General features: G+C 44.8%; 10 protein-coding genes. 3 read left to right on the top strand and 7 right to left on the bottom strand.

What is annotated here, in order from left to right; genetic code table 11:
• The first annotated feature begins 47 nt into the window (after window positions 1–47).
• Window positions 48–704 (top strand): ribose-5-phosphate isomerase RpiA, encoded by a 657-nt coding sequence (rpiA, locus tag F0261_RS11095; RefSeq protein ID WP_014980011.1) that lies wholly within the window; start codon window positions 48–50, stop codon window positions 702–704.
• 348 nt (window positions 705–1,052) lie between these two features.
• The gene (serA, locus tag F0261_RS11090; protein ID WP_014980012.1) at window positions 1,053–2,282 is read left to right on the top strand and encodes a phosphoglycerate dehydrogenase; all 1,230 of its coding nucleotides are present in this window, start codon (window positions 1,053–1,055) and stop codon (window positions 2,280–2,282) included.
• 126 nt (window positions 2,283–2,408) lie between these two features.
• Here serA and F0261_RS11085 read toward each other — a convergent pair whose 3' ends face one another.
• The 7 genes from F0261_RS11085 to F0261_RS11055 all read right to left on the bottom strand — a co-directional run bounded on the left by F0261_RS11085 (window position 2,409) and on the right by F0261_RS11055 (window position 11,018).
• Window positions 2,409–3,167, bottom strand: coding sequence for a YdiY family protein (locus F0261_RS11085; protein WP_014950387.1), 759 nt, complete (start codon window positions 3,165–3,167; stop codon window positions 2,409–2,411).
• A 213-nt stretch (window positions 3,168–3,380) separates the two neighbouring features.
• A complete protein-coding gene (locus F0261_RS11080) occupies window positions 3,381–4,184 on the bottom strand; it encodes a YdiY family protein (protein ID WP_110288254.1) in 804 nt (267 codons plus the stop codon).
• Window positions 4,185–4,317: 133 nt separating this feature from the next.
• Window positions 4,318–5,142, bottom strand: coding sequence for an HDOD domain-containing protein (locus F0261_RS11075; protein WP_171337989.1), 825 nt, complete (start codon window positions 5,140–5,142; stop codon window positions 4,318–4,320).
• Window positions 5,143–5,182: 40 nt separating this feature from the next.
• Window positions 5,183–5,473: a DUF1289 domain-containing protein gene (locus F0261_RS11070; RefSeq protein ID WP_039228189.1), complete on the bottom strand. Its 291-nt coding sequence runs from the start codon at window positions 5,471–5,473 to the stop codon at window positions 5,183–5,185.
• A 271-nt stretch (window positions 5,474–5,744) separates the two neighbouring features.
• Window positions 5,745–6,455, bottom strand: coding sequence for an SIMPL domain-containing protein (locus tag F0261_RS11065; RefSeq protein ID WP_014977212.1), 711 nt, complete (start codon window positions 6,453–6,455; stop codon window positions 5,745–5,747).
• A gap of 163 nt (window positions 6,456–6,618) precedes the next feature.
• Entirely contained in the window at window positions 6,619–9,741 is a 3,123-nt protein-coding gene (locus F0261_RS11060; RefSeq protein ID WP_014977213.1) for an efflux RND transporter permease subunit, read from the bottom strand.
• Complete coding sequence (locus F0261_RS11055) at window positions 9,741–11,018, bottom strand: efflux RND transporter periplasmic adaptor subunit (protein WP_171337988.1); 1,278 nt, start codon at window positions 11,016–11,018, stop codon at window positions 9,741–9,743. Before F0261_RS11055 ends, F0261_RS11060 begins: the two co-directional genes overlap by 1 nt.
• A 404-nt stretch (window positions 11,019–11,422) precedes the next feature.
• Here F0261_RS11055 and F0261_RS11050 point away from each other — a divergent pair, with 404 nt between their 5' ends.
• On the top strand, window positions 11,423–12,505 hold the full coding sequence (locus F0261_RS11050) for a LysR family transcriptional regulator (RefSeq protein ID WP_171337987.1): 1,083 nt from the start codon (window positions 11,423–11,425) through the stop codon (window positions 12,503–12,505).
• The last annotated feature ends 40 nt before the right edge of the window (window positions 12,506–12,545 follow it).

Raw genomic sequence — 12,545 nt, 5'->3', positions numbered from 1 at the left:
TGCGCTTATAAGTTACACTTGCGAACACAATAAGTCGGAGAATGACAATGGATCAGAACGCAAAAAAACAAGCCGTAGCCAAAGCAGCCATCGAATATGTTGAAGCAGACAGCATTGTCGGTGTGGGTACAGGTTCTACCGTAAATTTCTTTATTGAAGAACTCGGTAAAATTAAACACAAAATTGAAGGTGCAGTATCAAGTTCAGAAGCCTCTACCGAGCGTTTAAAAGCCTTAGGCATTGAGGTATTCGAGTTAAACGAAGTCAGCAATCTATCGGTTTATATCGACGGTGCCGATGAAGTGACCGAACACAAGCATATGATTAAAGGCGGAGGCGCAGCACTCACTCGCGAGAAAATTGTAGCCGGTGCGGCGACCACGTTTGTGTGTATTGTTGATGAAAGTAAGCGAGTTCCTGTGTTGGGCTCGTTCCCCCTTCCCGTTGAAGTTATTCCCATGGCTCGCTCTTTCGTAGCACGAGAGCTAGTAAAGCTTGGTGGCGATCCTGAATATAGACAAGGTGTTGTCACCGATAACGGCAACGTTATTTTAGATGTTCACAACCTTGAGATTCTGAATCCTCGTGAGCTAGAACAAAAAATAAATAACATTCCTGGCGTGGTAACGAACGGCATTTTCGCATTACGAGGCGCGGACATAGTGCTAAGTGCTACAGATAATGGTGTTGAAACCTTTAAGTGATAACTGAGTAAGACGTATAGTGCGGTGAAAAGCTATACAAAATACTACTTTCAACTTAACGCGTTTTCTGTTAGTTTCCGTTTAGACGTCTAGATGTCCTTAAAAGAAGTTCACTAAGCGTCTCAACTTTTACGTTAGTTAAGGCCAATTCCTTAATAACGAAAGCAATCAACGTGATTATAAAAGCTTGGTAGCAATAACGCCCAAGCAAGGCTTTCAGAGCTGCAAAGCGATGTATTTGCAGCGCTGGTTATACACAGCTTTGTGTTTCATACTGGCAAGTTTCTGAGAGTCTTGGATTGGCGGTGCAAGCAAACCAAAATTACATCAGTGAGAGATAGCGAGTTCATGAGCAAAGTTTCATTAGAGAAGGATAAGATCCGAATTTTGTTGTTGGAAGGTGTTCACCAAAGTGCTTTGGAGACACTAAAAAGCAATGGGTATAGCAATATTGAATTTCTCAAGACCTCTCTTCCTGAAGACGAGTTAATTGAGAAAATTAAAGACGCCCACTTTGTTGGTATTCGCTCGCGCACTCAAATTACAGAGAAGGTAGTTGAAGCAGCACAAAAGCTTGTGGCTATCGGTTGTTTCTGTATTGGCACCAACCAAGTTGATCTTGAAGCCACCCAACGCCGCGGCATTCCCGTGTTTAACGCGCCATTTTCCAACACTCGTTCGGTTGCAGAACTTGTACTTGGCCAAATTATCCTTTTACTTCGCCAGGTGCCGAGTAAAAATGCCAAGGCTCACCGCGGTGAGTGGGAAAAAACGGCAGTCGGCTCATATGAAGCCCGTGGTAAGACACTTGGTATCATTGGTTATGGCCATATAGGCACACAGCTGAGTATTCTTGCTGAACACCTAGGTATGCGCGTTCAATTTTTCGATATCGAAGACAAGCTTGTGCTAGGTAATTCTGCCCAAGTAAAATCGCTTGAAAAGCTGCTTAATACCTCTGACGTTGTTTCACTTCACGTTCCTGAAACACCACAAACTCAAGATATGATTGGTGAAAAAGAACTGTCTCAAATGAAGAAAGGCAGCATTTTGATTAACGCGTCTCGCGGTACTGTGGTAGATATCGATGCGCTTGCGAAGGCATTGGAAAGCGGCCAACTAAACGGCGCTGCTATTGATGTATTCCCGGTTGAGCCTAAATCTAATACTGAAGAATTCGAATCGCCGCTTCGCGCGTTCGATAATGTCATTCTGACCCCGCATGTGGGCGGCAGCACGCAAGAAGCGCAAGAAAATATTGGTATTGAAGTGGCAGGTAAACTCGCGAAGTACAGCGACAACGGTTCAACGCTGTCAGCCGTTAACTTCCCTGAAGTGTCACTGCCAGAACATACTGGTCGTTCACGCCTACTTCACGTACACAAAAACCAGCCAGGTATTCTTACTCAGATTAACCAAGCGTTTGCAGAAAAAGGCATCAACATCGAAGCCCAGTACCTACAAACTAACGCAGAAATTGGTTATGTAGTAGTTGATGTTAAAGAAGACCGTGGTTATGAGGCACTTGCAGAGCTTCAGCAAATTGATGGCACAATTAAGACACGTATTCTTCACTAAGAAGAGTTGTTTTAAGACTAAATAAAAACGCTGCACAATGTGCAGCGTTTTTTTATGCCTGTGATTTTACTTCAATGCGTTGAAGTGCCCAGCCCTACTTCGGTGCGCTGTGCATATAAGGTAGGCTTAGAAGAAGTTGTAAACTAGGCTAACTGCAGTTTCTGTGTCTAGTTTTTCAACGTCGTCGTCAACATTGGTGTTGTGATCAAGTTTGAAAGAAAGACGCATTGAAAGATTACCGCTGATTGTAGCTGTAAGTGCAGACTCAGCACGAGATTTCGTGTTGTCAGAACCCACTTCGGTACTCACTGTTTGCGTAAATTTAGCGGTATCTGAAATTTTCCAAGAATAAGCTGATGACGCACGAACGATTACGCTGTCAAGATCCTCGCCATCCTGAGTTTCGATGAATGAGTAACCAGGACCGATTGAATATTCAAGGGTGTGGCGCTTGTTCTCAAGTACTTTTTGGTTCCAACCCGCCGCAATAGTTGATTGGTAATTAAAGTTACTAAAACGGTCGTCTTCATATGAAGCGAAGCCGAATAAACGGTTATCAGGATTTTCTAGTTTGTAGTTACCCTGGGCTGAACCAAAGAACTTCTGTGCAGAAGTAAACTCGATATCTTCTTGCTCGCCTGCATCATTTTCTTGTTGAACCGTTTCCTGTTTGTATAGACCTTTTAAAACGTAGTCGTTACTCCATTTTTCAAGCTCTTGGTGAGCCTGTATACCCGCACTGATTGACGTGGTTTCAGTGTTACCTGAAGTCGAAATAAAACCTAGTTCGCCTTCCATTGTAAAAGGCTTAACTTCATCGTCTTGGGCGAAAGCGGCTGGAGAAAGAGAAATTGCAACTAAAGATGCAAGCACTTGCTTTTTCATTGAACAATCCTATTGATTATCGGTCCATTCGTTGTACTCAATACCTTTTGAACTGCAAGGCGGTACAACACGAGTTTTTAAAGAGATCTGCTAGACAGTGCCGCGAGGCGGCAAGCACTACAAACAATGGTGCGCAGTGTACATTTTCAAAGCTCTCAGTCAATGCGAACACGGTAAAAAGCCATAGATAGCCCGTTAATTTACACTAATTGACTAAAAAAACTGATAGACCAGCGCCACGGAGGTCTCTGTGCTTAAGGCTGCGACATCTTCTGCGGTGTCTGTTTCATGGTTTAGTATGAAGGATAGCTTCATCGCCAGTGAGCCGAATACGTTGGCTGAAAGCGAAGTTTCTGACCGCGATTTCATATTTTCTTCACCCGCCTCAGTGCTAACAAACTGCCTTAACTTGGCGCCTGAGCTCCAGTGGTATTTGTATTCGGCGGACGCTCTTACAATGATGCCATCGTTGACTACGCTTTCATTATCTTCTTCAGCTTCAATAAAACTGTAGCCAGGACCAATGCTATAGCGAAACTCACTGTCTTCACTGCGCCAGAGGCGCTGAGACCAGCCCGCTGCCAGCGAAGCACGGTGATCGTAACCGGTAAATTGATCGTCTTCGTAATCACCGTACATAAAAAGACGGCGACCAGGATTCATGAGTTTATAGTCGAACTGCGCGCTGGTGAAAAAGCGTTGGGCGCTGATGTCTCGCTCTGTTGTCGGCGTGCCACTTTCTTTATAGAGCAACTCGGCGAAGTAGATACTGCTCCAATTTTCCGTTTCATGGTCCGCATTGACCGCAGCTTTCACACTGGCAGCAGAGGTATTCCCAGTGTTAACAAGTACACCTAGTTCACCGTCTAGCGTAAAACGAGGAATTTCGTCATCGGTGTCGGGCGTGAAGTCTGCGTGATAGAGGGTTTGTATAAGATCCCTCGCGCTTGCGTGCACACACACGCAGCAACAAACAATGCCAACAACAATGCTTGGCCGGAAGATTTTTTTGAACATAATCTGATTTACGTTGAGCTTTATAGTTTTTAGATTACGTCTTAGTACGACGCTTGTTATACCAATCCTCTGGATGAGCTTTACTACATTTTGCTAATTATCAGTAAAGTAACGGAGTTGTTGCACCGAAAGCTCAGTGAATAAGCGACACAATTTTTGCCGTTTCTTGTTCGGCGTATTCAATTGAATTACTTATCACTTCCATGTTGAGACTTACTGTATTGGCTATCTCAGGGGTAAAAAGTTCAATGTCAGCGTAACTTTCTTTATTTAACTGACTTACCGTAATTCGATTTGCTAAACACAGGACGCAGATATCTACATCAGATTTATGTTTAGCTTCATCATTCATGAACGTTACCGGATAGTACAACCCAATAGGTAAGTGCCAATTTTCTAGTATGATACCGCTGCATTGAGCAAACGTAAAACCGAAATGATCCAACTGGTTAACGTGAGGCAACACATTCGTCTCAGCATTCAGGTATGACTGATAACGTTTAGTTTCTTTCTTGGCCACGACCAGCTCACTTAAGTTTTGCAATATCCCCATTACAAAGAAGCGTTCTGCTCCGCGCACGTTAAGTCTCATCGCAAGACTTTTGGCCACCATGCCGCAATACACTGATGCATACCAATGTTTGTCTAAATTTATTAACTTAGTATCAAAGCGTTTAAATGCTGTGCTGGCAGTTTCTGCAATTACCAAGTTATACAGAGCTTCGCCTCCAATCACACTGATTGCTTTGGCAACAGATTCTACTTGAGAAGGAAACCGAAACAGCGAGCTATTCGCCAGCCTTAGTACCTTCGCGGTAAGAGAAGGATCAGCACTTATAAGCTCGCCAATATCTTCGGCGCTGGAACGGGGATCGTCTAATGTTGAACGCAGGCGCACGCATATATCCGGTAACGTAAATGATTTCGCGGCATACGAAACATACTTATCTAACAACATCTAGAAACTCTCAGTCTACTTTTTACAAACTCAAGGCCGCTTATTCTGAACTTGGCGGATCATCAAACAGCGTGAACTGCCCAATTGATTCCCCCAGCTCTTTTTGCTGTTGCTTGCGAGCGCGCGTCAGCACCGCTTTTTTGCGCCGCGCACAGGCGCTGATTATTTTACGTTTAGTTGCATCATCAACCTTAAGCCAGTACAGGCGCTCGTCGCGACTTCGATAGCAACCTTTACAGAAACCCCTTGGACCTGACTCACACACACCAATGCATGGGCTTGGAATTTCAAAAAACTCCAGCTGTTGGGATTGTGATTTTTGTTCCGTCATGTCAGTGGCATAACCTTCAAAAGGTGAAACGAATACCACTTGGGCTGCATTTTCAAGCAAGCAACAGTGGCCACGCTTTAGCTTTATCAATATAAATTAAAACGCATACTCCAACATCTAGCCACTAGACATTAGCAGTAAGGCATTCCAATCATCTAAGCCACGCTGCTTTAAAACTAAGCAATTCGACTCGCAGGCCTTTTCGATATGACAAAGCATAGCACGAAATACGGCCTGTTGACTGCTACACCATGTTCGAAAGCCTGATGCGCTAGTCGATAAGTGTGTATTCGATAGTAGAAACCACGCGCACTTTCTTTATATGTGGATGATGACTGTCGCGACTAGAAATACTGAACTGCCCTTGGTTAGCGCGCTTAATTTTGCCCAAAGTACTTTTTGAATCTTTGGCAAATTTTTCCGCAACCTCTCTCGCATTGAGCGTAGCTTCTTCAATCATTTCCGGCTTTACTTCGTTTAAGCGGGTAAATACATAGTCGGGCTGAGCGCGGTAGCTTTGGTCTGATAATACAATACCAGTTTTAATTAACTCCCCAATTTGCTGCATAAGCGCTCGCACCTTTTCAACATCATTTGAAAAGACAGTAACGGTTTGAATGGCACTGTAGCGAAATGGCGCTTTTTCACTACTTCCGTATTGTTGCGCCAATTTGTCATTTATTTCAGGCTTTCCAATAGTAATGCTCTCTGCTGAAATGCCCTTCTCTTCTAAAAAGCTAGCCACCTGAAGGCTATTCTTTTCAATATGTTCATACAGTTGAGGTAAGTCATTGCCCGCGTCGACAAATTGAATAGGCCAAATAACCTGATCAGCAATGTATTCTCGCTCTGACAATCCTTTTACGGTTACTACTCTATCCCACGTTTGCATATCGTTCATGGCAGAAGACACCTGAACACCAAGCAAAGACACAGCAACCACCATGCCCATCGCCATTACTATCGCCGCACCTATTTTCATTCGAATCTCCATTCTTTCTGTTTTCAACAGGATACAAGCGAATATAAGCTTTTCGGTTTCACAAAACGAGATAAAAGCTGACCAATGGTGGCAAAAAAAAGGCCACTCAAATGAGTGGCCTAAAGAGCCCCTTAAGAGGGCAACGCTTGGGTAGACGGGAGAGTTAACCTTTACGCTGTATCAGGTAATAAAATACCGGAGTTAAGATAAGTCCAAATACGGTAACACCAATCATGCCTGAGAATACTGCTACACCCATGGCTTGACGCATTTCAGAGCCGGCACCGGTTGATACCGCCATTGGCAGTACACCCATGATGAAAGCAATGGACGTCATTAGTATTGGACGAAGACGTAAGCGACTTGCTTCTTTAATAGCTGAAAGCGCGTCCATCCCCTTGTCTTGTAGCTCTTTTGCAAACTCGACAATAAGAATGGCGTTCTTCGTTGCAAGGCCAACCAATACAATCAAACCTATTTGGGTAAAAATATTGTTGTCGCCGCCATAAACTTGCACACCAATAAGCGCGCTAAGCAAGGTCATCGGAACAATCAATATGATTGCCAGTGGCAAACGCAGGCTTTCGTATTGTGCAGCCAGTACTAAGAACACCAAAAGCACAACTAATGGGAATACAAACGCTGATGCATTACCCGCTAATATTTGCTGATAGGTGATCTCAGTCCACTCGTAAGTCATGCCAAGTGGTAACGTTTCAGCCAGTATTTCTTCAATAGCTGCCTTCGCTTGGTCAGACGAATAGCCTGGCGCTGCTGCACCGTTTATTTCAGCGGTGACGTATCCGTTATAGTGCATAACACGGTCAGGGCCTGCACTGTGCTCAATGTTCAAGAATGAGCCAAGCGGGATCATCTCACCTTGTGCATTACGCACTTTAAACTGCGTAATGTTCTCAATATCCTGACGGTATTGGGCATCAGCTTGTACATTTACTTGGTAAGTTCTACCGAACAAGTTGAAGTCGTTCACGTATAACGAACCTAAGTAGCCCTGCATGGTGGTAAACAAGGTATCGATGTTTACACCTTGGCTTACCGCTTTTTCACGGTCTACATCTACATCGAGCTGAGGTACAGCAACAGTGAAGCTAGTGAATGCATCGGTAAGCGCTGGGTGTGCCCACGCTTTGCCAATCACTTCTTGCGTTACACGCTCAAGTTCTTCAAAGCCTAGGTTTCCTCTGTCTTCAACCTGTAAACGGAAACCACCAATCGTGCCTAACCCCATTACTGGTGGCGGCGGGAATATTGCCACAAAGGCACCTTTTATAGACCCAAAGTTTTGGTTAAGCTGGGCAGCAATGGCGCCACCAGATAGATCAGGCGTCGTTCTTTTATCAAAGTCAGTCAGCGTTGCAAACAACACGCCTGAGCTTGGACTATTGGTAAACCCGTTAATATTCAAGCCAGGGAATGCAATTGCATCTTCAACACCAGGGTGTTCCATAGCAATACGAGACATTTCACGGATCACTTCTTCAGTTCTGTCTAAGCTTGCTGCATTAGGCAGTTGAGCAAAGGCGACCAAATACTGCTTATCTTGCGGCGGAACATAGCCTGTTGGTGTATTGGCAAACTGGAAGTAAGTGAGCCCTAACAGACCCGCGTAAAGCACCATGATGATACTGCTCTTGCGGATAAGCCCACCCACAGCACCAGTGTAGCGCTTTGAGTTACGGTCAAAGAAACGGTTAAACGGTGAAAATACAAAGCGGCCAAACACTTTATCCATTAAACGGGTTAACCAGTCATTCGCTTTACCGTGAGGTTTCAACAGCAATGCAGATAATGCAGGGCTAAGCGTTAACGAGTTAATTGCAGAAATTACCGTAGAGATAGTAATTGTTAGGGCAAACTGCTTATAGAACTGCCCAGTAAGACCGCTCATGAAAGCAGTAGGTACGAATACCGCAGCAAGTACCAGTGTTGTGGCAATGATAGGACCGGTTACTTCTTTCATTGCTTGTACGGTGGCTTCAAACGGCGCTTTGCCTTCAGAAATATTACGCTCTACGTTTTCGACAACAACGATAGCGTCGTCCACAACAATACCGATTGCCAACACTAGACCAAACAGCGACAGTGCATTAAGCGAGAAGCCCATTAGCTGCATAAAGGCGAACGTTCCCACAAGTGAAATAGGCACTGCAACGAGTGGGATAATAGACGCACGCCATGTTTGTAAGAACAGTACAACAACAAGTACAACTAACAATACGGCTTCAAGAAGTGTACTAATTACCGCTTCAATCGAACCGCGAACAAATACGGTAGGGTCGTAGGCAATTTCGTATTCAAGGCCTTCAGGGAACGCCTTAGACAGTTCCGCCATACGAGCGCGAACGTCATCTGAAATTTGGATTGCATTAGAGCCTGGTGCTTGGAAAACCGGCACCGCTGCCGCAGGGTTATTGTTAATAAGTGAACGCAGTGCATAAAACTCAGAACCTAGTTCGATACGCGCAACGTCTTTAAGACGGGTTATTTCACCATTCTCACCCGACTTAACAATAATATTTTCAAATTCGGCTTCATCTTTTAAACGGCCGCGCACATTGATAAGCAGCTGAAATTCGCTGGTACCCGTAGGCTGTGCACCTAGGCTACCTGCCGCCGCTTGCTGGTTTTGGTCGGCAATAGCTGCTGCCACATCGCCAGGGTTTAACTGGAGCGCAGCCAGTTTGTTAGGGTCTAACCATACTCGCATGCTGAATTCACCAGCACCGAACAGGCGCACTTGCCCAACGCCATTGATTCGCGCTAGCTCGTCTTTAACAAACTGATCAGCATAGTTTGAAAGATAAAGCATGTCATAACGATTATCAGGCGACGTCAGGTGCACTACCATGGTTAGATCTGGTGACGATTTTTCAGTTACCACACCTAAGCGCTGCACTTCTTGAGGTAAACGAGGCGTAGCGCGATTTACACGGTTTTGTACCAGCGTTGTGGCTTCATCAGGATCCGTACCAATGGCAAACGTAATTGTTAGCGTCATACGGCCATCACTGGTTGCCTGTGATGACATATACAGCATGTTTTCAACACCGTTAATTTCTTGTTCTAGCGGCGTTGCAACTGTTTCGGCGATAACTTCTGGGTTTGCACCGGGATAATTCGCAGTTACCACCACGGTAGGCGGCACTACTTCTGGGTATTCAGTGATAGGTAGTTGCCAGACAGCAATTGCACCACCTATAAAAATAAGTAGGGAAAGCACGCCCGCAAAAATCGGGCGGCTAATGAAAAACTGCGAAATGTTCATTACTTAAGACCTGCTGTTGCTGTACCTGTGGCAAATGAACCACCAGATAAAACATCCTCATACTGCGCCATGTTTTGGGTTACTTGTGTTGCATTATCAACACGTGACTGCCAGCTAGATAAATTTGCCAAAGCATCTTCATCACCCATAGGCACTTCGTTAGCGGCAACTTGGGCACCAGGGCGAACGCGCTGTAAGCCATCAACCACAATGGTGTCGTTTACATTCAAGCCGCTTGTGATGATGCGCATGCTGCCCACTTTGTCGCCTAGCTTAACCGCACGGTATTCCACTTTACTTTCGTCGTTTACAACCAGTACAAACTTATTATTAAGATCTGTGCCGATAGCTTTTTCTTTGATAAGAATGCCCTGTTCATCGGTGTCACCTGCCAATTTTAAGTGTGCAAATAATCCCGGAATTAAGCGACCTTCTTCATTATTGAATACGGCGCGTACGCGAAGTGTGCCGGTGCTACCGTTAACCTGGTTATCGATGAAATCAATTTGACCCCAGTGGTTATAATCAGACTCGTTAGCAAGGCGCATCGCTACCGGCTGCTCGCTCACTGCTGTTGAAGCCGCTGATTTATCGGTTAGATAGTTTAGGTAGGTCTGCTCATCAATATCGAAATACGCATATAAACGGTCGGTTGATACGATGCGAGTCAACTCTGTTTGTCCTGCGGTAACAAAGTTACCTTCAGTGATGTTTGCGCGAGAAATACGTCCAGAAATAGGTGCTTCAACACGAGCAAAGCCACGGTTTAGGCGCGCTACTTCAAGTGCGGCTTGCGTTTGGTTTAAGCTAGCAAGCGCTTGGTTTTTCTCGGCTAAACGGGCATCAAGAACTTCTTCAGAAACCGCCTGAGTTTTACGAAGTTTAAAAGCACGGCTATAGTTTTGCTCAGCCAACTGAACGCGACTTTTGGCTTCTTCAAGCTGTGCAGTCAATCGATCAACTTCTGCTTTAAACGTGCGGTTATCAATTAAGAATAGGGTTTGTCCTTGTTTGACATGCTCGCCTTCGTCAAATGCAACAAAGTCAATGTAGCCCGACACGCGAGGGCGAAGCGCAACAATTTGCGGAGACTCTAAACGACCTGTAAAATTATCCCACTCGGTTAAACGCTGAGACACTACCGTTGCCACATCAACAGGAACACCAGCATTTGCGCCAGCGCTCATTGATTGACTTGGATCCTGCTCGTCACCACCGCATGCAGCGACAAGCGCAGTTAGGCTTACTATTGCCAATAAACGGGTAAAAGTTTTCATTGCAAGATTCTCTTAAAAATTAAACTAAAGTTTGATGCTGTGCATTATGCATCGCCACCAACAATAAAAATAATTATCTTTTTATATGCAACACATCACATGATGTTATATATTGAAGATCGGGCTGACAGAGACAACTGCTTTTAAAGATTGAGAAGAATGGTTTCGCAGAGAAAATGAGAATAACCGTATAAAAAGCGAGAGCTTAGGGAAATCAACGGTTACAGCGATATAGTGTACCAGTGTCGCTCGTCGCATTCATTTGGAAAATAAATGCTTTTAGCTATAACCTATAACTAAACTATGTCAGTTAAATTACATAGCCAAAAACGAAGTAAACGGCAGCTTTTTTCATTGTTCGATAGGTGAAAGTAGACTGTCCGCAATAGACACCGGAGACAACCATGCGTCCACATGATTTAAATTTATTGATGATTTTTGATGCCATCATGACCGAGGGTGCAATTACCCGCGCAGCTGACAGGCTGTCGATGACGCAACCTGCGGTATCTAACGCACTCTCTCGTATGCGCACAGCCTGGAAAGATGAACTGTTCGTTAAAGACGGCCGCGGTATTCAACCTACCTCATTTGCTAAAAATTTATGGAGCCAGATTCAGGGCCCTTTAGGCGAGCTCGAAGTCGCCGTTAACCCAACTGACTTTAACCCTGCAACAGCTAAGCGTACCTTTCGTATAGCTGCAACTGACAGCATCGTTTCTATGGTGTGGGGCCCGCTACGCAAAGTTATTGAGAATGAAGCGCCTGGTATTAACATCCATGCCATTCCTAATTACGACATGGAAACCGATAAAATACTCAAAGATGCTGAAGCAGAGCTCACTTTCTCTAAATATCAGGAGCCTGGCTCTGTTATTCGTGCCGAACATGTTCTCGACCCAAGCTGGGTTGTGGTAATGCGCCCCGATCATCCATTAGCAAAATCTCAATTGACCTTAGAAGACTTTGTTGCGGCAGACCACCTTCTAGTTTCTGTTACAGGTGATGTGACTGGCCCTACAGATCAGGTGCTGACGAATTTAGGCCTTAAGCGCCGCGTGGCAATGTCAGTAAACCAGTTTTATAACGCTACACCGTTATTAAAAGAGAGCAACCTTATTTGTGTAGCACCATCTTTGGTAATGGAAAAAGAAATTTTCTCAGGGGAATTGGCGGTATTTGAAACGCCAATAGAAATTGTCAGCTCTCCGCTGTCTGTAATGTGGCACAAACGTCAGGATCAAGACGCGGGCTTACAGTGGCTTAGAGGTCTCGTGGTTAGATTTATTCGCGAGCGTGTACAACGTCATGAAATGCTGCTCTCTCAATGCTGTAGAAAAGCCTATTGCGCCGAAACGGTTAAACGCTTTATGGACCAGCGCAATATGGACTGTGAAGAATTCACGCCAGCGCATTTGAAAACGCCCAGCAATGATGAAATGGACGAAGAACGCGACACTGTAGCGGTTGGAAAAGAAACGGCTTAATACCAGTCTGCTTAGATAACTACCCACTCGGCGAGACTTA

It is taken from the genome of Alteromonas sp. 07-89-2, from assembly GCF_013113925.1.
Lineage (GTDB): Bacteria > Pseudomonadota > Gammaproteobacteria > Enterobacterales > Alteromonadaceae > Alteromonas > Alteromonas macleodii.
This window is presented reverse-complemented; position numbering and strand designations above follow the sequence as displayed.

What these genes read in the sequence shown, in the direction of transcription:
- rpiA (WP_014980011.1), top strand. Translation starts at nt 48, where the DNA reads ATGGATCAGAACGCAAAAAAACAAGCCGTAGCCAAAGCAGCCATCGAA.
- serA (WP_014980012.1), top strand. Translation starts at nt 1,053, where the DNA reads ATGAGCAAAGTTTCATTAGAGAAGGATAAGATCCGAATTTTGTTGTTG.
- F0261_RS11085 (WP_014950387.1), bottom strand. Translation starts at nt 3,167, where the DNA reads ATGAAAAAGCAAGTGCTTGCATCTTTAGTTGCAATTTCTCTTTCTCCA.
- F0261_RS11080 (WP_110288254.1), bottom strand. Translation starts at nt 4,184, where the DNA reads ATGTTCAAAAAAATCTTCCGGCCAAGCATTGTTGTTGGCATTGTTTGT.
- F0261_RS11075 (WP_171337989.1), bottom strand. Translation starts at nt 5,142, where the DNA reads ATGTTGTTAGATAAGTATGTTTCGTATGCCGCGAAATCATTTACGTTA.
- F0261_RS11070 (WP_039228189.1), bottom strand. Translation starts at nt 5,473, where the DNA reads ATGACGGAACAAAAATCACAATCCCAACAGCTGGAGTTTTTTGAAATT.
- F0261_RS11065 (WP_014977212.1), bottom strand. Translation starts at nt 6,455, where the DNA reads ATGAAAATAGGTGCGGCGATAGTAATGGCGATGGGCATGGTGGTTGCT.
- F0261_RS11060 (WP_014977213.1), bottom strand. Translation starts at nt 9,741, where the DNA reads ATGAACATTTCGCAGTTTTTCATTAGCCGCCCGATTTTTGCGGGCGTG.
- F0261_RS11055 (WP_171337988.1), bottom strand. Translation starts at nt 11,018, where the DNA reads ATGAAAACTTTTACCCGTTTATTGGCAATAGTAAGCCTAACTGCGCTT.
- F0261_RS11050 (WP_171337987.1), top strand. Translation starts at nt 11,423, where the DNA reads ATGCGTCCACATGATTTAAATTTATTGATGATTTTTGATGCCATCATG.